This is a genomic window from Microbulbifer sp. (assembly GCF_036563125.1).
GTDB lineage: Bacteria > Pseudomonadota > Gammaproteobacteria > Pseudomonadales > Cellvibrionaceae > Microbulbifer.
Map to the genome: position 1 here is coordinate 16275 of NZ_DATCMV010000065.1, position 23247 is coordinate 39521.

The window sequence follows — 23247 nt, forward strand, 5'->3', positions numbered from 1 at the left end:
TGCGCCACGTGCCGCAAGCCTAGGCCGAGCGTGCCATTTCTGACAAAAGTTCAGAGAAGTGAAAGGGATTCAACGGGACTGTTTCGGCACAGCATTTCCGCCGCGCTTGCCGCCGATAGGCCCCCGCGCGCGAACTCCGGGGCTGGTAGGTAAATACGGACCCTAGTAATGCAGGATTTTGACAATGCGCTCGCCGTTATCGCACTCCCCCACCACCTCCGGCTCGGAGAGTAACGAACCCACCTGGACCACCTTGTTGGATGGGTAGGACACAAAGCAGGCAAAATTGAAGTTAACCGCCCAGTTACAGCGGAGCAGCCCGTCATCTTTTTCGAGGAATCTCTCCTGGCAGAACGCCAGGCTCGGGCTCTGACCGCCCTGCAGTTGCTGGCCACTTTCCACCGTCTGCGCTACCGCGGCACCGGACATCAGGTAGCCGATCACCGCACCAGCGGCGACACAAACGGACGTCGATCCGAAGCAGAGGGTCCAATACTTCATATCCCCTGTACCCGCGCAATCAGTTACCACTTTCTGAAGCCTAGCAGCTGTGGCGCACGTTTCCCCGGAATAATTGACCTGCCAGTCCGTTACGCCGCTGCTATCATGCCGCCAACTTTCCGAATATCGGCCAACGAACCCGAACAGACGTTTCCATGCTCCAGCTCTGCCCCTGCTGCTCCGGCAAACCCTTTGCCCAGTGTTGCAACCTCTATCTCTCCGGCCAGGCCTACCCCAACACCGCGGAAGCACTGATGCGCAGCCGCTTCTCCGCCTACGTGACCGGCAACCTGCCCTACCTGCGCAAAAGCTGGCATCCGGACACCTGCCCGGAGCTGGGCGCGGACGACCTCACCACCCAGTGGAGCCGGCTGGAAGTCATCAAAAGCAAACAGGGGCTGAAGAAATCCATCGTCGAATTCAAGGCCTGGTATCGCGACGGCGACGGCGAATCCGCGCTGCACGAGATCTCCCTGTTCAAGCTGTACAAGAAACGCTGGGTATATGTGGGGCCACTCAGTGACTGGCCCTGACAGCGTAAGCCATGTCGATACGCCGGAACTGATCTATGAGGACGAGCACCTCATCGCCGCCTACAAACCCGAGGGCTGGCTGGTGCATCGCTCGGACATCGACCGCCATGAAACCCAAATCCTGCTCCAGTACCTGCGGGACCTGACCGGTTGCCACCTCTATCCGGTACACCGGCTGGACAAGCCCACCTCCGGCGTCCTCGTCTTCGCCAAAAGCGGTGAAGTGGCCGCGGCGTTGCAGGCCCAGCTCGACAGTGAAACCTCTACCAAACAATACCTGGCGGTATGCCGTGGTTATTGCCCGGAACAGGGTGTCATCGATCACCCGCTGCCGCCGGTGGCGGACTTCAAGCACCAGCGCAAACGCCCCAAGAGTGAACTGCCTCGCCAGGAGGCCATTACCCATTTCCGTCGCCTGGCAACGGTGGAACTGCCGTTCGAGGTCGACCGCTATCCATGTAGCCGCTATTCCCTGGTGGAAGTGGAACTCATCACCGGCCGCCGCCACCAGATACGCCGGCACTTCAAGCACATCCACCACCCACTGATCGGCTGCCCCAAATACGGCAAGTCGACCCACAACCGCTTCTTCGCGGAACAGCTGCAGTGTGCGAGACTAATGCTTCACGCCTACCGGCTGTGTATACAGCACCCGGTCACCAATGCACCGCTCGATCTGCGGGCCAATCCCCGGGGCTGCTTTCACACGCTGATGCAAGAATTCGGATGGTCGCTGCCAGCCTAGGCAACACCCCAACAGAACCAGCCCCACTCCACCGAAACTCCATAACCATTAGCCGGACACACGGCACAGCATCGGAATCGTTACGGTATGACAGTCACCAGATCCGCCCAGCACATCCCATCCCAGTACGGGAAAACCGCCGGCAAGCGGTTGTGTACGGCGGTGTTCCTTGCGCTCAACACACTCGCACTCTCCATAAGTGCCACCGCAACCACTATCGATAAACAGGCCGGGCTCACCGCACCACTGCCGCCGCTGCTGCCGTGGAAAGGCCAGTCGGAATCCCTCATCGTCACCAGCGGGGAATGGGTCACCCCGGCCGAGGCTGCGAATTTCGCCACCACCCCGGATTACGAGACTACCCGCGGCTTCGCCAAGAAGCTGGCGGCGGCCAGCAAGGACATTCAGGTTCGGGACATCGGCAATGCCGCCAGCGGCCGCGCCATTCAGCTGATCACCCTCAGCGCCGACGGCAGCGACCCGCGATCAAACGGCAAGCCGACGCTGCTGGCCCAGGCCGGCATCCACTCCGGCGAAATTGACGGCAAGGACGCAAGCTTCATGCTGCTGCGCGACTATGTGAACGGCAATGCCGAGCTGCGCACTCTGATTCAGAGGGTCAACCTGCTGGTCATCCCCATCCTGAACGTGGATGGCCACGAGCGCGCGAGCCTCTATTCACGTATGAACCAGCGCGGCCCCAACAACGCCGGCTGGCGCACCAACGGCAACAACCTCAACCTGAACCGCGACTACACCAAACTGGATACGCCGGAACTGCGCGCGGTGATGGGCGTCATCAACGACTATCAGCCGGAACTGTACCTGGACATCCACGTCACCGATGGCGAGGACTACCAGTACGACATCACCTACGGCTACAACGGTGAGTTCTCCAGTGACTCCCCCGCCACCGCTCGCTGGCTCGAGCAGCAGTTCCAGAGCGACATGGATGCGGCACTGAGCGCTGCCGGACATATCCCGGGACCGCTGGTATTCGGTATCAACAGCGCCGAGTTTGCCGATGGTGTCAGCCACTGGACCGCGAGCCCGCGCTTTTCCAATGGCCTCGGCGACCTGCGTCATACCCCCACGGTACTGATCGAAAACCACTCCCTGAAGCCCTTCCGCCAGCGGGTACTCGGCACCTACGTATTTATCAAGGCCGCGTTGAACACCCTCGCGGAAAAAGGCGAGGCCCTCACCGCCGCCATCAGCAGTGACCAGAAGCGCCGCCCGCAGACCCAGGTGCTCGCGTGGCGCGCCAGTGAAACCCCGGATCTCAGCGTCTACGCCGACAAGCCGTTCAAAGGTATGGCCTACGAGAAAAAGATGAATCCCATCAGTGGCCGGGAGGAAGTGGTGTGGCTTGGCAAGGCCAAAGACTACCTGAATCTGCCGGTCTACCGGGACGAGGTGAAAGCCATCGAAGTGCGTATTCCGAACGCCTTCTATATCCCGCGCCACGAAGATCTGGTGATTTCCCGGCTCAAGTCTCACGGTATTGAGATCAGCGAATCAGGCAATACTTCTGCCCCGTTGACCCAGTTCACCGTACAGGCCCACGAGTTCTCCAAAGCACCGTTTGAAGGACACTTCCGTGTGGAGGGACAGTTCACTGAAAAACCCGTAGAGGCCCAGTTGAACAACTACGTAAAAGTCAGCACCGATCAACCCCTCGGTCAACTGGCCACCACCCTGCTCGACCCGCGCGGCCCGGACTCGTTTTTCCAGTGGGGGTTTTTCAACCAGATTTTCCAGCGCACCGAGTACGCAGAACCCTACGCGCTGGTACCACTTGCGGAAAAGGTGCTGGCGTTCGATCCGAAAGTGAAAGAAGAGTTTGAAAAGCGGTTGCAGGACAAGGCCTTTGCCGATGACCCGGCGGCGCGGATGAATTTCTTTTATCTGCGCAGCCCATATTATGACCAGCAGTATTTGAAGTACCCCGTGTTGCTGGAATATTGATTTATCAATGCCTGCGGAGGCTCTCGCGTAACCGCAGGCAAAATTATCGGAAATCAATTCGATGGCCGATAATTATTCGGACCTCGGCGATTCCCCTGAAAAAAAATCGAAATCGCTTGACTCATTCCGGAACAATCTCTATTGTTCGCGACCTCGACGCACTCGTAGCTCAGCTGGATAGAGTACTCGGCTACGAACCGAGCGGTCGGAGGTTCGAATCCTCCCGAGTGCGCCATACAAAAAAAGGCCCGATCCGAAAGGATCGGGCCTTTTTTTGTATGGCACATTCGGGCGGTGGACAAACCTCCCGGTTCGATCAACTCGCAACGCGAGTTGAGACCGAGCGCAGCGAGCCCGCAGGGTCAAAAAACACCAAAGTGTTTTTTGAGTCCATCCTCCCCACTGCCCCGCCCTCCAAAACATCAACCCGCACTAATCTTCCACCACCGGCGACAAATACTGCTCATCACTTACTTTCTCCAGCCACTCAACCACCGAGCCATCCAAGGCCTCCTGAACCGCAATATGACTCATCCCGGTTGCGTCAGTAGCACCGTGCCAGTGCTTTTTCCCGCAATTACAAAAGACCACGTCCCCCATGCGGATTTCCTTTTTCGGTCCACCCCAGCACTGGGTCCAACCGACACCGGCAGTGACAATAAGATGCTGCCCCAGGGGATGTGTGTGCCACGCTGACCTGGAACCCGGTTCGAACGTCACCAATGCCGCCGAGGTGCGAGCCGGCTCCGTGGGATTGAACAGCGGATCGATGCGAACACGACCGGTAAACCACTCACTCGGTCCTTCCACCGACGGTCGAGAGCCGACCCGATAAATTTCCATATCCATCGTTAATCCTCTTTGATCAATAAATCTTGCGGATAATTTGATTCAGGCCACCCAGTTCGTCTGGCTGCGCAGCCTCTCTATATCCCGTTTGGGAGGCGCACCAAACAGGCGGCTGTATTCGCGACTGAACTGTGAGGGGCTCTCGTAGCCAACCTGAAAAGCCGCGCTCGCCGCATCCAGGTGCTCATTCAGCATCAGGCGCTTTGCCTCATTCAGTCGCAGCCACTTCTGATATTGCAGCGGGCTCATGGACGTGAGCTGACGAAAATGGTGGTGAAACGTCGGTGCACTCATCTGCACACGGGCAGCCAACTCCTCCACCCTCAGTGATGAAGCAAAGTGCAATTTCAGCCAATCGATCGCCTTTGCCACCCGGTAGCCGTGACTGTCCACCGAGGCTATCTGTCGCACCAGTGCCGCCTGATCACTCAAGAGTAGCCGAAAATGAATTTCACGCTCGATCAATGGCGCGAGCACACTGATCGCTTGCGGTTCTTCCATCAGTTTCAGCAGGCGATGAAACGGCTCGAGAATTTCCTTGGTCACCGTGCCGAGGCCAATGCTACTGTTTGCGGTCCGTACCTGCGGCGCCGGCACGTTACCTTGCGCAACCAGCTCCGCGAGCATGCGCAAATCGAGCTTCAGGGCAAACCCCAGACAAGGCCTCTCCGGGCTCGCGGAGATAACCTGGGAAGTTGCGGGAAGATCCAGCGACGTAATCAGAAAGTGCGACGTATCGTAGGGATATTCCTCGCTGCCAATCGCGATCTTTTTCTCGCCCTGAACTACCAACACCACACTGGGCTCAATCAAGCAGAAGTCCGGCTGTGAGGGCACATCGCGCCGGAAGAAATTTAAATTGGGGATAGGCGTTGTAAAGTCAGGCTCCGCTGCCACCCATTGCGAAATTACGCCCGCCATTGACTGGTGGAGGGTATCGATATCCGCACCCTGCTCGCCGTTGATCACGCCTTGGTTATGGTGTCGATTTGCCATTTTTGCCTCGCGCCTCCTCATTGCCACCACTGTACTCCGGCCCCTTTCCCGCCACCACCATTTCTCACAAGACTCATAGGATCAGGCAAGAAAACAAGATCAATGCCCTACTGATTCACGGCTGCACTCATGAAAATACACAGCCATGCACATTGCTATCGATGTCAAACCGAAACCGGAGGGTGAAATGATGACAGAGAATATCCAGGGCAAGGTCGTAGTGATTACCGGCGCCAGTAGCGGGCTGGGTGAGGCCACCGCAAGGCTGCTTACCCAGCAGGGCGCAAAACTGGTCCTGGGCGCTCGCCGCCTCGATCGCCTGCAGACACTGGCAAAAGAACTGAATTTGGCAAACCGGGCGCTCGTCCAGACCGATGTCTCTGACAGCAATCAGGTACAGCAGCTGAAGGAGCTTGAAGTATGCAAAATCAAGGTTGGTTTTTCAGATCGGTACTATTTGCTTTGACGGCGAGTGCAGCCAATTTCGCTTTTTCCACTGCGCCGTCGGCCGCTTCCCAGACTTTCTACTCCGCCGGCACACAAAAATCCTTCAAGGGTCCAGAGGCTTACTTTACCGGCGACGTACAAGTACAGATGTTGTTTCCCGGCAACGATACCGCGCATTACTCCGGCGCATACGTCACCTTCCAGCCCGGTGCCAGAACTGCCTGGCACAGCCACCCCGCCGGCCAGCATATGGTGGTGACATCAGGCACCGGTCTCACCGGAACCCGCGATGGCAAAGTCGTCGAAATCAAGCAGGGGGACGCCATCTGGTGCCCTCCCGATATCGATCACTGGCACGGCGCGACGCCCGCCAGCCCGATGACGCACCTTGTCGTCACCGGCAGCAAGAATGGTGAAAACGTCGTATGGAAAGAGAAGGTCACGGATGCCGAATATCAGGGCAACAATCAACGGACGATGAATATGAAAAGCAGCAACAGTGCGGACGCACTGACCCCGAACCAGCAGCACATGATTCCGGTTGCGGCATTTACCGCAAGCGGCGACTTACAACGCCTGGATGCGGCGATTGTCGCGGGTTTAGACGCAGGACTGAGCGTAAATGAAATCAAGGAAATCATGATCCACCTCTACGCCTACGCAGGATTTCCCCGTGCACTGAACGGCCTGGCAACCCTGATGAACAGGATCGAGACACGCAAGGCAGCGGGCATCGAGGACCCGGTAGGCAAGGAAGCCAGCGCCCTGCCGGCAGGCAAAACCAGCCGGGAATTCGGCGAGCAAGTACAGACGGAACTGGTCGGGAAGCCGGTAACCGGCCCGCTGTTCGATTTCGCCCCCGCTATCAATGAATTCCTGCAAAGCCACCTGTTTGGCGACCTCTTCGGCCGCGGGATTCTTGACTACAAAGCGCGGGAAATTGCCACGGTGTCCGCCCTTGCGAGCATGGATGGGGTGGAATCCCAGCTGAATTCCCACATCGCCATCGCCAACAACGTCGGGCTGACAAAGCAACAGCTAACCGCTCTGGCCAGCGTACTGAGTGACACCGTCGGTGAGCAGGCAGGATCAAAAACCCGGCAGGCGATCCAGGGCGTGCTCGCCAACAAAGAGTGAAACCCACCAGGTTTCCCGAATCACTCCATCATCCACACAACATAGCTTTTGGAGAGGCAATTTTTATGGCAGAAAAAGAACTGAACCGCCGTCAATTCATGTACCGCTCGGCACTGGTCGGTGGCGGCGCCCTGCTTGCCAACTCATCCCGTCTTTTTGCCGCCGAAAACCCGGGAAACAACCTTAAATCCAAGGGTTACGCAGCAATAGACACTTCCGGCAAGCTGGTGCCGTGGGAATTCGAACGCCGCCCGGTCGGTGACAACGATGTCCTTATCGACATCAAATACGCCAGTATCTGCCACTCCGACATCCACCAGATGAAGGGGCACTGGGGACCGCAGCAATACCCGCAGGTGCCGGGGCACGAAATCGTCGGCGTGGTTGCCGCTGTGGGCAAGAATGTCACCAAGTTCAAAGTCGGCGACAGAGCTGGCGTTGGCTGCATGGTTGACAGCTGCCTGGAGTGCAAGGACTGCAAGGAAAATGAGGAGCAGTACTGCGCCGAGACCCTGTTTACCTACGGCTACCCGGACAAGCGCTCCCCCACGGGCATCACCCAGGGCGGCTATTCCACCAACATTGTGGTCAACGACCATTTCGCGGTGCATATACCGGAGAACATCAGCTTCCAGGAAGCCGCACCATTACGGTGTGCGGGAATCACCACCTACTCGCCCATCCTCAAGGCCGAGCTCAAAAAAGGCGACAAAGTGGGCGTTGCGGGCATCGGCGGACTGGGGCATATGGCGGTCAAGCTGGCGGTATCCAAGGGGGCAGACGTGTATGCCTTCACCACCTCCTCGTACAAGGTTAAAGATATCGAGGCCTTCGGTGCCAAGGAAGTGATCGTCGTGGACGATGCCAAAAAACTGGCCCCTTATAAGGGCAAGCTGGACTACATGATCTCCACGATTCCCTATCAGCACGACATAGGCTCCTACATTTCCGTGGTCAAGCCACAGGGAACTTTTACCTACGTAGGTATGCCAGAAAAATTTGAAATCGCCATGAACAACCTCGGTCTTGCCGCCTCCCGGGTCAACTTCAATGCGTCATTGATCGGCGGTATGAAAGATACCCAGGATGTAGTCAATTACTGTGCTGACAACAAAATTTTGCCAGTAATACAGGTGATCAGCGCGGAACAGATCAACGACGCCTGGGCAAAGGTGGAGAATAAACAGGCCCGCTATCGCTATGTGATTGATGTGGCAACAATTTGAATAATGCCCGCCGAAGCGGGCAATATCACACACGAAATCCCGGACAGCGCATTAGAACCGATATCCAACACTCAAGCTGGTCATACGTCCCATACGATTGATGACCGCAGGGATCTGCTCCTGGGTCCAGATGTAGGGGCTATAAGTGCTGCTCGGGGTGTCGTCATCCAACAGGTTCTTGACACTGAGCTTGGTGTACCAGTTGTCACCCTCCACGCCTGCGATCAGGTTTGTATCCCAGTGGGCGTCGATCCAGAGTGTATTGACGGTATTGATATAGCGCTTGTCTTTCCACACTGAACTCACGTCAGTATAGAACTCCATACCGTTCCACAGGTCTCGGCTGTAGCGGAAACCGGCACTGAAGGTATTGCGGTAATTGTTCACCATTTCCTTGCCGGAAAGATCCCCGTCAGACACCTGCGGTCCGTTACTCGGTACCAGACAGTTTCTGCTGTTTGCAGCCGTGAAATCGAATACATCGACGCAGTACGAATAATTCGTAGAATCCAGGCCCATCGCCTCGTAATCCACGAAACCAAACGTCGCGCTCTGCGAGCCTTTTACTACCTCGGCATCATTGAAGGTGTACGCTGAGTGGAAGCTCCAGTTGTCACTGACCTGGAACGCGGTCTCTATTTCCACACCACGGATTTCCACCTCACCCAGGTTAGACACGATCGCAGACGGCATAGAGGCGCCATCGGAGTATTGGGAGAACTGGCGGATCTGCTGGTCATCCCAGTTGATCTGGTACAGGGCGATGTTCATGTAACCGCGCCCGTCCAGCACAGTGCGTTTGGCACCGAGCTCGTAGGTCACATTTTTTTCCGGGTCGTAAGTAATCTCTGACTCCAGCGGCGTACCGCCATTGATACCACCGGACTTGGTACCCTCCGCTATGTTCAGGTAGAAGGTGGTGTATTCATCATAGATATACGTGGCGATCAGGCGAGGAGATATCCAGTCCCAGCTTCCTTCCTGCAGCCCCTGAGCACCGGTAAAATACAGCACATTGTCGGCAACTTTGTCTTCCTTGGTATACCGGGCCTCCACACCCACATTCAATTTGTCGGTCACGTCGTAGGCCAGTGCAGCGAACGCGGAATACATATCCGTAGTGTAATTGGTCTGGCTAATTTTCAGGGGGTTGCCATTTTCATCCACCGCCAGGGCGGAGGCCGCAACCGACGCACTATTGACGTCATCGCCGTACGGGCTGCCACTGGCTGCCAGCGCGCTGGATGTCAGCCACTGATCCAGCTCAGTTTCGGAATACAGCAAGCCCGCACTCCACTGCAAGGCACCGGAGTCACTGGACTGGATACGGAATTCCTGACTCAGCACTTTGCGATCATCGTTGGGCTGACCACCGTAGTTGTAGGCGTTTACGTTAAGCAGGTAGGCGGTTGTGCCCCCCAGAGAAAACTCCCCGACATAGTTGGGCATATCGCCGGTCGCGGTGACCGGGCCTGCCCCGGTATCGACCGGGATAACCGGTGCGAACACCATGGTGGGTGCCAGATAGGCGTTTGCATACCCCATCAGGGAGCGGGTCTCTGTATCGGATGCCGCGGTAATAGAGGTAAGGGTCACATTACCCACATCCCAGTTCACACGCATGCTGTACAGATCGGACTTATTGGTTACACCGAATGCGGTGCCGGCAAAGCCATCCGGATCTCCCGCTGTCGCCTCACCGTAGTAGGCGGTGGGTGAACCGGTCAACAGCGCGATAGCGGCTGGCGTGAGGGTATTGGTGGCCGTGTTGTACTCACCAGCGGGTCCAAACGGTCCAAACGGCCCGGACACACCATCTGGCCCAACCGGCCACAAAAATGGCGGATGCGTGGGATCGGAAATCTCCCCGAACGGGATCTCAGCATTTCTCTCGATTTCGTAACCGGCATTGTGATGCTCCTGCATATCAACATGCGCGGCAGAGAAATCAAATTCGAGGGTGTCGGAGGGGTTGAACAGCACACGCAGACGCTGGGCTTCGTTGTCGATCGCCCCCAGGTATTCGTCCTTGTATTTGAAGGTCGAACCGGACTCGGAATTGACAACATCCAGGCTAAACGCGAGTTTGTCTCCTATTGGAGCCGCCACCCGGCCACTAATCCCCGCCTGCCCCTCGGCACCACCGGTAACCTCGAACTTGCCTTCAAACTCCTCACCCGGCTTTGCCGTGATGTAGTTCATGGCACCGGAGAAAGCATTGCGGCCATAAATTGCGGATTGTGGCCCGCGTACCACCTCGATACGCTCCAGCCCCATCATCGGCAAAAAGGTAGACGCACGGCCCGAAACATACACACCATCGACAAACATCGCCACGTTGGTGTCGTCACCGATCAAGCCGGGCTGGCTCAAACCGCGAATGCTGATTGCGCCCGTGGCGATCGTGCCGGAAGAGTCGTATACGAGTCCCGGGGAACTGCGTACAACATCGCGAAGATCCTGCATAGCGGATCGTTCGATATCCTTTGCCGAGAATGCGTTGATCGCGACCGGAATCTCTTGCAGGCTTTCCGTACGATTACGCGCAGTTACCGTCACCTCTTCCAGCACCGGTTGCACCCGTGTGGACATGCCGGTTTGGCTAACACCTTCATCCGTGGCTGCAAGAGCTGTTGATGCGAGACTACCTGCCACGACCGCGATATAGAGCGGCTGCCGCTTGAACTTGGACATCTATCCCTCCAGGGCTTATTTGCTTTTATTCACGCCTGAGTGGTCTGCAACAACATTAAGGGCAAAATCATGGACAGGACGGATCCAAAGTCCCTTTGCCGACGTAACCCGAGGTTGGTTTTTTTACTCCATCAGCACAGTACCAACCGGCAAATGACCTATCAATATAACTTTTAACATGAAAATGTTGAAAAATTGATAAAAATCAATTTTTTCCCGAGTGTTGGATCTGGGCATACCTGAACGAATGCTGTAGCGCCCTAAATACTGGCAGTTTTCCCCTTCTATTGGCCCTGGCGCACCATGTTTGAGCCTTCAGCGGGTATGAAGCAAGGCGCGCGGCTAGCCATCCGTTACCCCCCCTCACCTACTGCCGCGCACAGCATGATGAGGCTTGCGCTGCCACTCTTGCGATTTATCAACAACAGCCATAAAAAACTATTGATATGCTTTTAGCGCTAAAGATATGGCGAGAAGCTTGCACAAGCGCTGGAAGGAAGGCCCATCTCCTATGGCTGTCGCGAAAGTCAAGATAATTGGCGATGGTGAGGCTATGGTCGGGTTGTCCAGACATTAACGTTTGCAATTAATAATAAAACGGACATACCCATGGACATTTCGGTCGCGGTCTATACGCTGATTTTTTACAAGGCAATACTGTTGCTGATTGGCTTCTGGTCCCAACAACGCACCAAAAGCACTACCGACTATTTTCTCGGCGGGCGCAATCTGGGGCCGGTGGTTGCCGCCATCAGTTACGGCGCCAGTAGTGCATCGGCGTGGACCCTGCTGGGCATGAGCGGCGTAGCCTATGTACTGGGGCTGCCTTCTATTTGGATTGCTGCAGGTGCCATCGCCGGTTGTGCGGTGGCCTGGATATGGATTGCACCTCGCCTGATGCGACACACTCGCAGCAGGGACCAGTTAACGCTGACAGAGTTTCTCGCCGAAGACCCGACACAAGACACGCAGGGGAAGACAACCACGGTCGCCCGTATCGCTTCCGCGGTCATCCTGCTGTCTTTTATCTTCTACATCGCGGCGCAATTCCAGGGGTCCGCGACCACCTTTTCCGCGGTGTTTAACCTGCCATTAGCCGAGAGCCTGATCCTCGGTGCGACCATCATCACCGTCTACACCTTCCTGGGTGGTTTCTGGGCCGCCAGCATTACCGATACCCTGCAGGGTGGGTTAATGTTTGTCGCGGCCATATTGCTTCCCACCACCGCATTCGTTCATCTCGGTGGCTGGGAGGCGGTACAGGCCTCGGGTATGTTCGACCGTGCCAACCTGACGTTGACCGGGAAAAATACCGGCCTTGCCGCCGTGGGCTTCATTCTCGGCAGCCTTGCCGTGGGCATAGGAACACTCGGCCAACCGCACCTGCTGAACCGTTTCATGGCCTTGCGGGACGATCGCGCACTGAAGACCGCACAGCTGCTGGCCATTGGCTGGATTACCCTGATTTTTCTCTGCATGTTTGCACTGGGGATTTTGGGCAGGATCATCCTGCCGGATCTCGCAGACCCGGAAGCCCTGTTCTTCCAGCTCTCCGAGCGACTGCTTCACCCTGTTGTCGCTGCGCTGCTGTTGGCCGCGGTACTGTCGGCAATCATGTCCACTGCGGACAGCATGCTGCTGGTTGTCGCCTCGACCATCTCCCACGACCTGAAATTGCAGCGTCTGCTGCCAGGACGAGAACTGCTGCTGTCGCGGCTGTCGATGACAGCGGTTGCGGTATTGGCGGTACTTGTGGCCCTGTTTCTGCCCGCAACCATTTTTGAGCGGGTGCTGTTTGCCTGGATTGCCATCGGATCGGCATTTGGCCCCACGGTACTTGCGCGACTGGCCGGGCTCCAGCTCTCCACCCGGAGCGTGGCAAACTCCATTGTCACGGGATTCGTACTCGCGGTTACTCTCTACCTGCTCCCCAATACACCCGGCGACTGGGCAGAGAGATTCATCCCGTTCTGCGCCGCCAGCTTCGTGCTAACGCTCCCGCTGCTGGCCAAGCGACTTTCAGCAAGCGCGGTTGCACAGCGAGCTACCGATTCGGCGCAATAAGTCTTTTATGTATGGATAAACATCTATAAATAAAAAAGCCGCGCAAGAATTGCGCGGCTTTTTTAGACCCTTTGAAATGGAACGCGGCTTAGCAAGCCGGCTCCGATTCAGAAGTCACCTCTACAACCGCTGAGCGTCGGGTTGGCGCTACCAGCGGCACGGTATCCAGCGCCCACTTGAAGTGTGGATTGGTGCGGCGGGCCGGCGAGGGAATGGTGAAAACCTTTTCGCCCTCAAAAGGCTTCATGGCTTTGCTGTCAATTTTCCAGCCCTTTTCCTCGATATGCTTTCTGCGGATCATACGCCAGGCGCTCATGAACTTATCCTGCTCCACAGACACTTCATGCTCAAGGGATTCTGGAAGGTAATTGGGCGAAAGATCCGCGACGATATCACCGTCTTCACCAAATACCTTGCGGGTACGCTTTACAGCACCGCCATCAAAAATTGGTAACTTGAAGAAATTCCGCACCTGCACCGCGAACGAGCGGGTGGTGTTTTCATCAACGGGCGTGTTGGCATCAAAAATGATCATCTGCATCCAGGAGTTCACCTTGATATGCAGGCGCACACAGTGTCCGGGCAAATAGAAAGATGGCGTTACGTAGGTGGCCTCTTTGTCGCGACGGAAAAACTTCATCAACCCGAGATTACCCTGCAACTGCGGCGGGTAGAGCACGTTATCGGAAGAACCCCAGTACTCACCGCGATCCACCTTGAGGATCTGGTTCTTGTCCGCCATTTCCTGGTAACCGAAACCGGGGTGCACAAAGGATGTATGCGCAATGTCGATACCATTCTCGACCACGCGATCCACCGAGCCCTTCCAGTTATATTCGACCTCAACGGCGCGCCAGTTGGCCTTATCCTCGTATTCGGGAAATTCCGGAATCGGATAGCGCTCTTCCTCCGGCAGGTCACCCATAAACACCCAGATCATGCCGTAGCGTTCTTCCGTGGGATAGGCGTCGATACGTGCACGCTCGGGAATGGGCGCACCCTCCCCTCGCGACGGAATGAACTGCACCTTGCCTTCGGCATCGAACTCCCAGCCGTGATAAGGGCAGGCCACGCAATCGCGCTTGGTCGTCCAGCCCTTGGACAATGAGCCGCCGCGATGGATACACACATCACTCAGGCAGTTCACCTTGCCGCTCTTGTCGCGGAACAGAACGAAGTTCTGCCCCAGCAGTTTGACCCGTACCGGCTTGTCTTTTACCGCTTTGGACCACTCCGCCACATACCAAAGGTTCGTCAACATGATTACCACCTCAGTCTGTTATTGATCTGCACTGTTTACGCGTTTCCGCTTTAGTGAGATCACTCGTTTCTTATTTATGTGTGATTTTTTCTGTCAGATTTCCTGCCCCATAGGCAGCAGGCTCTGATTGTGCTCGCCCAATGTTGGCAAACGGGTATTTACCTGGGCGGGCTCGTGCAAGTACTTGATCGGCACGCCCAGATGGCGGTTGCCTGCGTCGTCTTCAAATACCATCTGCCGCTGCCACAGGTGCTCTTCCTCCAGCGCCTCATGCAGCAGGCGCACCGGCGACCAGCAGACGTCGAGCCCCTCAAACCACTGGCTCCACTGTGCCAGTGTCCGACCGGCAAATTCCTGCCGCAGAAACTCGATCGCTTCCTCCTGCTCACCGGGCGACCGCTCACAGACTTGTGCCAAATCCGGCCGACCCAGTTTATCGAAGAGATTTTCAGCAAACTTGATTTCACTGCCACCCAGGGTCAGGTGCCTGCCGTCGGCAGTGCGATAAATTCGATACATCGCATTGCCGCCCCAGGAGCGTTCCTGTTTGACGACCGGCGAGCGGTTCTCCGCAAACACCGGCCCGAGGGCATTGGGTAGCCAGGCCACCAGGCTGTCCTGCATGGAAATATCGAGATAATCGCCACGCCCGGTTTGCTGGCGACGCAGCAACGCCATGAGTATGCCGGAAAGTGCCATCAGTGACCCGGCCATATCGGCCACCGGCATCGCGGGAGAACAGGGTTCACCGTCGGCCCCCTCGTTCAGGAATACTGTTCCGGATTCTGCCTGGATACTGAGATCGTGCGCCGGCTTCTGGCTCTTGGGACCGGACTGGCCGAACGCGGAAATGGAACAGTAGACGAGACCGGGATTGCGCGCGCTAAGGGTGGCGTAGTCCAGACCCAGGCGGGCCATGGCACCGGGGCGGAAGCCCTCGACAAACACGTCGGCACTGTCAATCAGTGCCAGCAACTGCGCCTTCTGCTCCGCGTCCTTGAGATTGAGGCAGAGACTTTTCTTGCCGCGGTGGGTGTTGCGAAACCATACGGTTTCGCCATTTTTACGCAGCCCGATATGGCGTGTCGGCTCACCGGACGGTGGCTCGACCTTGATCACCTCTGCCCCGTGGTCCGCCATCAACATGGTCAGATGCGGACCTGGCAGGAACAGCGAGAGGTCGACGACACGTATGCCTTGCAGCTTCATTGGGCAAAATGCCTCCGGTCAGAACAGAGTGACGCCCAACTCAGATAACCTGCCCGTTCCTCCACGCTGCGATTTCTGCGGCGGAATATCCGAGCCCGATTAGCAGGTCATCGCTGTCTGCACCGAGCGCAGAACAGCCAGTTCCAGTGGGCCTGTTTCCGTCAAATTTTAACGGGCTTGCCAGCAGCCTGAATTGACTATTGTCAACATGTGGTAGCGACTGCAGCATGCCGGTCTGTGCCAGCCAGGGATTCTCCATGGCCTGGGCAAAACTGTTCACCGGAGCCAGGGGCAGGCGACCGGCAAACATCGACATCCAGTGGGCGTTGGGATGCCTGGAGAACTCGGCATCCAGAATTTCCGTAAGCAACTCGCGATGCTGGCGCCGCGCTGCGACCGTGGCAAAGCGCTCGTCGGCCAGCAGATCCGTGCGCCCCAGCCCCTCCACCAGGATCTGCCAGAATTTCTCCGTCATCGCCATGACAAATACCCAGCCATCCGCACTGCGATAGATCTGGCAGGGTACCGTCGACGGGTGGCCGGAACGCGGTACACGGGCAGTTTCATGACCGCGATTCAGATACCAGGTGGCGGGATAGGTCAGCTGGGTGGCCGCGACATCAAACAGGTTTACATCCACATCGCGCCCGGCGGCGCCGCGCAATACGCCGACCAGTGCGCCAAGCACGGCCATGGCGAGGGTCACCCCGCTCATGAAGTCCACCATCGACAGGCCGAAGCGCGCAGGCGGCGTGCCCGGCTCACCGGTCAGGTGCATAAATCCCGCTTCCGCCTGCATCAGATAGTCGTATCCGGGCCAGCTGGCGCGATCATTGTCGCGACCGTAGGCGGAAAGGTGACCACAGATAATTTGCGGCTTTACCGCACCGAGGCTGTCGTAATCCAGCCCCAGTTTTGCCGGCTGGTCGCCGCGCAGGTTGTTCATCACGATATCGGCGCTCTGCACCAGGCGCTCGAAAATTTTCCGCCCTTCCGCACTTTTCAGGTCGAGCGTCAGGCTCTTCTTGTTGCGATTGAAGGTCTGGAAAAAATCACTGTCGTTATCCCCGAGAAAATAGGGGCCGGACTGGCGGGCGATATCGCCGCCGGTAGTGGGGTTTTCGATCTTGATGACTTCGGCACCCATGTCCGCCAGCTGCATGGAGCCGAAAGGACCGGCTCCATACTGCTCCACGGCAATGACGCGAATGCCCGCCAGTGGCTTCGTCTGCATTACAGGGCCGCCTCACGCGCCGCCAACTGCTTGGCGATGATGATACGTTGCATTTCGTTGGTGCCCTCGCCCACACACATCAGCATGGCATCGCGGTAGTAGCGCTCGATTTCATACTCGGTGGAAAAACCGTAACCGCCGAAAATACGCATGGCTTCCTGGGCGCAGAACACGCCGGCCTCACTGGCAAAATATTTGGCCATGCCCGCTTCCATGTCGCAGCGCTGACCGCTGTCGTACATACGCGCGGCCTGCTCCACCAGCAGTTTCGCGGCTTCGACCTTCGCCGCCATTTCACCCAGTTTCAGCTGAATTGCCTGGTGCTGGATAATCGGCTTGCCAAAGGTTTCCCGCTCTGTGGCATAGCGTACCGCCAGTTTCAGTGCGCCCTGGGCAATACCGGCACCGCGCGCGGCCACGTTGATGCGGCCGAGTTCGAGGCCGCCCACCGACATGTGGAAGCCGCGCCCCTCTTCGCCACCGATCAGGTCCTCCGCAGACACGCGGAAATCCTCAAACACCACTTCAGCGGTATCGATCGCGCGGTAGCAGGTTTTCTTGATCTTGTTGACGGTGATTCCCGGCAGCAGGTTGCCCGCATCATCCTTGGTGCGAATCGCAAACAGTGACATGCCACGGTGCCGCGGCTCCGCATTGGGGTCCGTTTTCACCAGCAAGCCCAGGCAGTTTCCATTCAGGGCATTGGTGATCCACATCTTGCTGCCATTGACCACATAGCCGTCGCCATCGCGTCTGGCCACGCAGCGGATCGCCTGCAGGTCGGAGCCAGCATTGGGCTCCGTCAGTGCAATACCGCCGCGCAGGGTGCCCTCCGCCATCAGCGGCAGAAAACGCTGCTTCTGCTCTTCGGTGCCAAAGCGCTCAATCGCGGCGGCCATGATCAGGTGGGAATTGAAAATGCCACCGGGCGCCATCCACACCGCGGAAATTTTCTGCACGATACGTGCATAGGTGCTGGCTGATAGTGCCAGCCCACCATAGTTTTCACCGATGGTGGCACCGAACAGTCCCAGGGACTTCATGGTTTCCACCAGCTCGTGGGGATACTCGTCGGCGAGATCTTTTTCCCGCGCAATCGGTGCGACTTCATTGGCCACGAAGCGATCTATGGTATCGAGAATCGCGGCCTCGTCTTCTGCGGTCCAGCTCATTGCTGTCTCCTGTTACTGCTCGCCCGGATCAATAATTGACCTTGTCTTCCATTTCGGCACCGCGCTTCCACACCAGCACCTTGCGCACGAAGGAGCACACTTCGGTGCCGTCCTGCTTGGTGCCGCGGGTGCGCACGGTAACGATGCCCTGGTTGGGGCGCGACTTGGACTCGCGCTTGTCCAGTACTTCCGATTCCGCGTAAAGGGTATCGCCCACAAACAAGGGCGCGGTCATACGAATATCGTCCCAACCCAGGTTGGCGACGGCCTTCTGGCTGATATCGGTCACACTCATGCCGACCATCAACGCCACGGTAAAGGGACTGCATACCAGCGGTTGGCCAAACTCCGTACCCGCCGCATATACCTTGTCGAAATGCGCGGGGTGGGTGTTCATGGTCAACAGGGTGAACCAGGTATTGTCGGTTTCGGTGATGGTGCGCCCCGGGCGATGCTCGTAGATATCGCCCACTTTGAAATCGTCAAAGAAACGCCCAAAGGTCTCACGGTAGCGGTTTTCACCAACCTGCTTTACTTCTCCAGCCATAGCTAAGATTCCACTGCGGTTTACACAAATTCTTTTTCGGTACGCACGCGCGCAATCAGTTTGCGCGCACTGTCGACGATGGGCTGATCCACCATGCGCCCGTCCACCACGACAGCACCACCCTGCGCCTGCTCGAAGGCGCGCACGATTTCCCGCGCCTGCCCCAGGGCCTCGGCAGTAGGCGCGAAGCCGCGGTGGATGGCATCGATCTGCGCAGGGTGAATCGCCGCCTTGGCGGAGAAACCCAGCGCAGCTACCCGGCGGGTCTCGCTCTCGAGTCCCTGGGGATCGCGCACATCCAGAAATGGCACATCGATCACCGGCAGCCGATAGGCCGCGGCGATCACCGCCATTTGCGAACGCGCCCACAGCAGCGGCTCCCACGCAAACTCGGCGCCGACCTGTGCGGCGAAATCACCACCGCCAAACATCACCGCGTCGAGCACGCTGTCGCGGCAGATGGCTTCCATCCCCAGCAGGCCGGATGCGCTCTCGATCAGTGCAATCCAGCGCACCGGCTGCCCGAGCAGGCCCGCCGCTTCGGCTATCTCCTCGGCATTTTCGGTTTTCGCCAGCATCAAGCGTGCCGGCAAACGTGCACTGGAAAGCGCGTGCAGGTCTGCCCTGCCCTCGTCACTGGTTGCGGCACTGATGCGAATCACGAGCCGCTCGAGTACAGGCGGCTCACAGCGCGCGAGAAATTCGCACACTGCGCTGCGGGCGTCCGCCTTCTGCGCTACCGGCACGGCATCTTCAAGATCGATGCACACCAAGTCGGCATTGCTATCCAGTGCTTTCTCAAATCGGTCCGGGCGGTGCCCGGGTACAAACAACAGGCTGCGCGCGTTAAACATCAGAAGTGCTCCCAGCCACGCAATGGTTCACGCACCTGACTTGCCGGCACCTGCGCGGCAAACGCATCGGCGATGGCAGCGCGGGTGGTAAACCAGACACCGTCCTGGGCATTGGCATAGCGCAGGAACTCTTCCAGGGCACCGATGCGCCCCGGGCGGCCGATAATGCGCAGGTGCAGGCCGAGCGACATCATGCGCGTGCGATTGGCGCCCTCTGCCAGCAATGTATCCAGGGTCCGGCAGGCATAGTCGAGCCACGCCTGCGGCGTCAGGGACGGCGAGGTCCAGAATTTCATGTCGTTGGAGTCGATGGCGTACGGCAGCACCAGCATGGGTTTATCCGACCCCTGCACCGGCGCCCAGAACGGCTCATCGGCACTGTAGTCGTCCATGTGGTAATCGAAGCCCTCTTCCTGCAGCAAACGCCGGGTGTTGTCGGTATGCAGGTAGCGACTCAGCCAGCCACGCGGGCGCTGCCCCGTGGTTTTGGTGATGGATGAAATGGCATCGCGAATAAATTTCCGCTCGGTGCCCTCATCCATACCGAACTGGTGTTGCCAGCGATAGCCGTGGCTGCACACTTCGTGCTCGCCGTCGGCAATAAAACGTGCGATTTGCGGCGCACGCTCCAGCGCCACTGCCGCCGCGCAGAAGGTGGCCGGCACCTGGAAACGCTCCAGCAGTGCCTGAATGCGCGGCCAGCCCTCGCGGATTCCGTACTCGTAATTGCTCTCGTTGGCGTGCGCGCGGATCGGTTTGCGCGGCGCCACACCGAGTTCATCCACTGGCTCCGGACCGCGGTCACCGTCGAGCAGGGTGCTCTCCGAGCCCTCCTCCACATTCACCACAATCGAGAGTGCCAGGCGGGCATCCCCTGGCCAGTTAACAGTTTTACTCATGTCTGACAGTACCCCTTCAGTCACTCAGTGATATTCCTCACCGCCGGAGACGTTCATCGACTCACCGGTGATATAGGCCGCCTCATCGGAACAGAGGAACGCGCAGGCCTTGGCCGTATCTTCCTGCAGCCCCGGACGTCCCAGCGGTATGCGCGCGCGCATGTCGTCCATGTAGCGGTCGTAGCCCTTGCCCGTCACCTCGGAAAAATGCGCGTTCTGCCAGGCACCCAGACCAGTGGTCACGTGGTTCGGGCAAATGGTATTTACGGTGATGCCGTGGGCGCCCAGTTCCTGCGCGGCAGAGCGGGTCAGACCCACCATGCCGTGCTTGGACGCGGTGTAGGCCGCGGCATGGGCAAAGCCGGATTTGGATGCCTGGCTGCCGATATTGATGATTCGGCCCCCGCGTCCCTGGCGCAGCATGATCTCAGCCGCATACTTGATACCGAGGAAGGCGCCGCGCAGGTTCACACCCAACACCGCATCCCACTTGTCCACGGCCATATCCACGATCGGCTCCATCAGGTAGCCGATACCGGCGTTGTTGACCCAGATATCCAGACTGCCGAAATGGCCAAGGGCAAACTCCGCCGCCGCCTGCACTTCCCTGGGTTCGAGAACATTGCAGACATAGGTGGCCACATCGCCACCGGCCGCGCGAATTTCCGCGGCGATCTCTTCCATCTCCGCACTGGTGCCCACCGCCTGTTCCGGCATGTTGTCGCCCGCGGCGTGACCGATATCGGTCAGCACCACCTTGACGCCCTCCGCCGCCAGACGCTTCGCCATGGCCTCACCGAGCCCCTTGCGGCGGCCAGCACCGGTGATCACCGCCACCTTGCCCGCCAGTTCGGGATACTTGCCCTGCACTTCTGTCATGCTGCGCCTCCTCGGCAAAGTCTCTGTTGCGACGGGTTCTGGTCAGACGGTTTCGGTCAGCATGAACTGCGGGTTATCCGCAAACTGCTGGAACTCCGCCGCGACCTTCTGCATGGTCTCGCTGGACACATCCGCGCCCAGCTGTTCCATATCCTTCACCACCAGCAATTCCACGTACTGGTATGGCGCCGGCACGTCCGAGCCCAGCAGGCCGGTGGTGCGCAAAACGGAAAACTGGTCGATGGAGTTGAGATTGCGCACGGTGGGAAGGTCGGTAGTCCTCGCCCACTGCTCGTAATCCGAGGGGCTGACGCCCGGCTTGAGGTTGAACAGCACAACGATAGTGGTAGTCACGGTAGCGCCTCCGCCTGATGATCTTTGGTGGGATCATCCTATTCTTGAGCTAATGTTATGTCAATATAACATTTAATGCGGCGCGCACTACCCCGGAATCTTGCGAAAAGGCTCGCACTTCACCGGCAAAAGGACCGATACGGGAAGGAAATAAATGATCGTGCGCACCTGCAGGCGCGCACGAGGGGAAAGGAATGGGCCATCACCCGCCCGGCCTTATGCCTTGGCGGTGAGACCTTCAATAAAGGCACGATAGGCGACACGCACCTCGTGCAGCACCTCCTGCACCGGGGCAATACCGTTGACCCACTTCCACCAGCCCGCAAGACGAGGGAATTCCGCCAGCGGGTCGGTAATGCCCACCAGTGGCGACAGCTCATGCAGATAGAGCATGGTGGGCGCCAATGCGATATCCCCCAGGTGCAGTGGCCGCGCCCCGTCACCGAAACTGGCCAGCAGCCGCTCACCCTTGGCCAACTCACCGCGCAGGCTCTGTGCTATCCCGGCAGTATCGCCCGCAGCCCCCATGGCCGCGCGGAATAGCGGAAACAGTGCATTCACCGCCAGGTGCAGATCCGCGTAGCGCCCGAGCATACGCATCTGCGCGCGCCCCAGAGCGCACTCGGGCACCAGAGCCGCAGCGCTGCCGGAGCCATCGCCAGAAGCGATCTCAGCCAGGTATTCCATGATCGCCCAGCTTTCGGCAACGGTTTCCCCGCTGTCGAGCTCCAGTACCGGCACTTTGCCCAACGGGAAACGCTCCATAAAGGCTTCCGTACGCAGGGGCACCGGCGGCGGCAGTATCTCGACCGGCAGGTCTTGCAATCGAAGCTGAATCCGCACGCGGGCGGCATAGGGGGAGTGAGGCAGGTTATACAGTTTCACGGCAAATCTCCCGCAATCAGTAAATCAGGTGCAGGCCGTAGGCGGCATTCGCCAGCAGCCCTACCCAGATCAGGTAAACAAATGGCCGACAGGATGCAATGGAGCCGCGAATGGTCTGGTTCACAGAATCGCTGTCATCACCGGACATCAAGCGCCCCCAGGCCGCACCAAATGCTTTCAGGCGCACCCGGATCATCAGTCCGCACAGGACCAGCAGCGCAAAGATACCCAGCTTGATGGCAAGCCAGTTTGACGCAAGGATCACCTTGGTGACCAGCGCGTAGCCGGCCAGCGACAGCAACACAATGATGATGCCGACCCGCAGATAAAAATCGAACCGGGTGAGCGCCGGCACGAATGCCTTGCCGTGGGCGAAATGCAGGGTAGCCACCAGCAACAGCCAGCCGAGGCAGAAGGCCCACGCCAGCCACAGCCACACCACCGGCACCGGCATCTGCCCGCTCATATGGGCGAGCTGCAACCCTAACGGCAGTATCAGGGGCATACAGAAACGGGGCCCCTGGTCACAACCCATCATGATGGTCAGTGCGGTACTCCGCGCCTGCGGCGACAGGTCCGGGCGGGTCACATAACGGCTCGCATAAAACGTGCCGAGATCGCCCCCAAGCCAGTAGACAAAGCACAGGTTGTGCAACAGCTTTACAAACAGATACGCGCTCATGCTGGTTAATTCTTATTGATTGAGGTAAGAATGTCGTCAAAGGCAACATTGCCAAAACAATAACGGCAAACGGCCTGCGGGCACCAGCCCGGCAGCCGGCTCACATTGTCG

The 23247-nt window shown here is 58.1% G+C and carries 22 protein-coding genes and 1 tRNA gene; 8 read left to right on the forward strand and 15 right to left on the reverse strand.

Translation table 11 applies throughout. The annotated features are described in order from the left end of the window. Nucleotides 1–162: 162 nt before the first annotated feature. Complete coding sequence (locus VIL80_RS05080) at nucleotides 163–501, reverse strand: hypothetical protein (protein ID WP_332035065.1); 339 nt, start codon at nucleotides 499–501, stop codon at nucleotides 163–165. Between the two features lie 155 nt (nucleotides 502–656). Here VIL80_RS05080 and VIL80_RS05085 point away from each other — a divergent pair, with 155 nt between their 5' ends. The 4 genes from VIL80_RS05085 to VIL80_RS05100 all read left to right on the forward strand — a co-directional run bounded on the left by VIL80_RS05085 (nucleotide 657) and on the right by VIL80_RS05100 (nucleotide 3982). Then, entirely contained in the window at nucleotides 657–1034 is a 378-nt protein-coding gene (locus VIL80_RS05085; protein WP_332035066.1) for a YchJ family protein, read from the forward strand. After that, complete coding sequence (locus tag VIL80_RS05090) at nucleotides 1021–1779, forward strand: pseudouridine synthase (RefSeq protein WP_332035067.1); 759 nt, start codon at nucleotides 1021–1023, stop codon at nucleotides 1777–1779. The genes VIL80_RS05085 and VIL80_RS05090 overlap by 14 nt, the downstream gene beginning before the upstream one ends. A gap of 87 nt (nucleotides 1780–1866) precedes the next feature. Continuing rightward, a complete protein-coding gene (locus VIL80_RS05095) occupies nucleotides 1867–3747 on the forward strand; it encodes a M14 family metallopeptidase (RefSeq protein ID WP_332035068.1) in 1881 nt (626 codons plus the stop codon). A 158-nt stretch (nucleotides 3748–3905) separates the two neighbouring features. After that, nucleotides 3906–3982 (forward strand) — tRNA-Arg (locus tag VIL80_RS05100). 197 nt (nucleotides 3983–4179) lie between these two features. Here VIL80_RS05100 and VIL80_RS05105 read toward each other — a convergent pair. Next, a complete protein-coding gene (locus VIL80_RS05105; protein ID WP_332035069.1) occupies nucleotides 4180–4596 on the reverse strand; it encodes a (R)-mandelonitrile lyase in 417 nt (138 codons plus the stop codon). A 42-nt stretch (nucleotides 4597–4638) separates the two neighbouring features. Continuing rightward, the gene (locus VIL80_RS05110) at nucleotides 4639–5592 is read right to left on the reverse strand and encodes an AraC family transcriptional regulator (protein WP_332035070.1); all 954 of its coding nucleotides are present in this window, start codon (nucleotides 5590–5592) and stop codon (nucleotides 4639–4641) included. Nucleotides 5593–5779: 187 nt separating this feature from the next. On the opposite strand from VIL80_RS05110, the gene VIL80_RS05115 reads away from it, so the two are divergent. From VIL80_RS05115 to VIL80_RS05125, 3 genes are all read left to right on the forward strand, one after another. Beyond that, complete coding sequence (locus VIL80_RS05115) at nucleotides 5780–6058, forward strand: SDR family oxidoreductase (protein WP_332035071.1); 279 nt, start codon at nucleotides 5780–5782, stop codon at nucleotides 6056–6058. Next, a complete protein-coding gene (locus VIL80_RS05120) occupies nucleotides 6055–7176 on the forward strand; it encodes a (R)-mandelonitrile lyase (protein WP_332035072.1) in 1122 nt (373 codons plus the stop codon). The genes VIL80_RS05115 and VIL80_RS05120 overlap by 4 nt, the downstream gene beginning before the upstream one ends. A gap of 65 nt (nucleotides 7177–7241) precedes the next feature. Beyond that, nucleotides 7242–8402, forward strand: coding sequence for an NAD(P)-dependent alcohol dehydrogenase (locus VIL80_RS05125; protein ID WP_332035073.1), 1161 nt, complete (start codon nucleotides 7242–7244; stop codon nucleotides 8400–8402). A gap of 51 nt (nucleotides 8403–8453) precedes the next feature. Here VIL80_RS05125 and VIL80_RS05130 read toward each other — a convergent pair whose 3' ends face one another. After that, the gene (locus VIL80_RS05130) at nucleotides 8454–11096 is read right to left on the reverse strand and encodes a TonB-dependent receptor (protein ID WP_332035074.1); all 2643 of its coding nucleotides are present in this window, start codon (nucleotides 11094–11096) and stop codon (nucleotides 8454–8456) included. Nucleotides 11097–11705: 609 nt separating this feature from the next. Here VIL80_RS05130 and VIL80_RS05135 point away from each other — a divergent pair. Then, on the forward strand, nucleotides 11706–13160 hold the full coding sequence (locus VIL80_RS05135; RefSeq protein ID WP_332035075.1) for a sodium/proline symporter: 1455 nt from the start codon (nucleotides 11706–11708) through the stop codon (nucleotides 13158–13160). Between the two features lie 88 nt (nucleotides 13161–13248). On the opposite strand, the gene VIL80_RS05140 is transcribed toward VIL80_RS05135, so the two are convergent. The 11 genes from VIL80_RS05140 to VIL80_RS05190 form a co-directional block, all read right to left on the reverse strand. Beyond that, nucleotides 13249–14421: an aromatic ring-hydroxylating dioxygenase subunit alpha gene (locus VIL80_RS05140; RefSeq protein WP_332035076.1), complete on the reverse strand. Its 1173-nt coding sequence runs from the start codon at nucleotides 14419–14421 to the stop codon at nucleotides 13249–13251. Between the two features lie 93 nt (nucleotides 14422–14514). After that, complete coding sequence (locus VIL80_RS05145; protein WP_332035077.1) at nucleotides 14515–15630, reverse strand: CaiB/BaiF CoA transferase family protein; 1116 nt, start codon at nucleotides 15628–15630, stop codon at nucleotides 14515–14517. Between the two features lie 40 nt (nucleotides 15631–15670). Then, a complete protein-coding gene (locus VIL80_RS05150) occupies nucleotides 15671–16864 on the reverse strand; it encodes a CaiB/BaiF CoA transferase family protein (RefSeq protein WP_332035078.1) in 1194 nt (397 codons plus the stop codon). Then, nucleotides 16864–18036: an acyl-CoA dehydrogenase family protein gene (locus VIL80_RS05155; RefSeq protein ID WP_332035079.1), complete on the reverse strand. Its 1173-nt coding sequence runs from the start codon at nucleotides 18034–18036 to the stop codon at nucleotides 16864–16866. Before VIL80_RS05155 ends, VIL80_RS05150 begins: the two co-directional genes overlap by 1 nt. Nucleotides 18037–18064: 28 nt before the next feature. Continuing rightward, complete coding sequence (locus VIL80_RS05160; protein WP_332035080.1) at nucleotides 18065–18583, reverse strand: MaoC family dehydratase; 519 nt, start codon at nucleotides 18581–18583, stop codon at nucleotides 18065–18067. Nucleotides 18584–18603: 20 nt separating this feature from the next. After that, entirely contained in the window at nucleotides 18604–19437 is an 834-nt protein-coding gene (locus VIL80_RS05165; RefSeq protein ID WP_332035081.1) for an HpcH/HpaI aldolase/citrate lyase family protein, read from the reverse strand. Further along, entirely contained in the window at nucleotides 19437–20336 is a 900-nt protein-coding gene (locus VIL80_RS05170) for a polysaccharide deacetylase family protein (RefSeq protein ID WP_332035082.1), read from the reverse strand. Before VIL80_RS05170 ends, VIL80_RS05165 begins: the two co-directional genes overlap by 1 nt. Nucleotides 20337–20360: 24 nt before the next feature. Next, entirely contained in the window at nucleotides 20361–21215 is an 855-nt protein-coding gene (locus VIL80_RS05175; RefSeq protein ID WP_332035083.1) for an SDR family NAD(P)-dependent oxidoreductase, read from the reverse strand. Nucleotides 21216–21257: 42 nt separating this feature from the next. Beyond that, nucleotides 21258–21569, reverse strand: a complete 312-nt coding sequence (locus VIL80_RS05180) for a RedY/HapK family protein (protein ID WP_332035084.1) — start codon at nucleotides 21567–21569, stop codon at nucleotides 21258–21260. 216 nt (nucleotides 21570–21785) lie between these two features. Further along, nucleotides 21786–22454, reverse strand: coding sequence for a glutathione S-transferase family protein (locus VIL80_RS05185; RefSeq protein ID WP_332035085.1), 669 nt, complete (start codon nucleotides 22452–22454; stop codon nucleotides 21786–21788). Nucleotides 22455–22470: 16 nt separating this feature from the next. Beyond that, nucleotides 22471–23136, reverse strand: a complete 666-nt coding sequence (locus tag VIL80_RS05190) for a hypothetical protein (protein ID WP_332035086.1) — start codon at nucleotides 23134–23136, stop codon at nucleotides 22471–22473. Nucleotides 23137–23247: the final 111 nt, after the last annotated feature.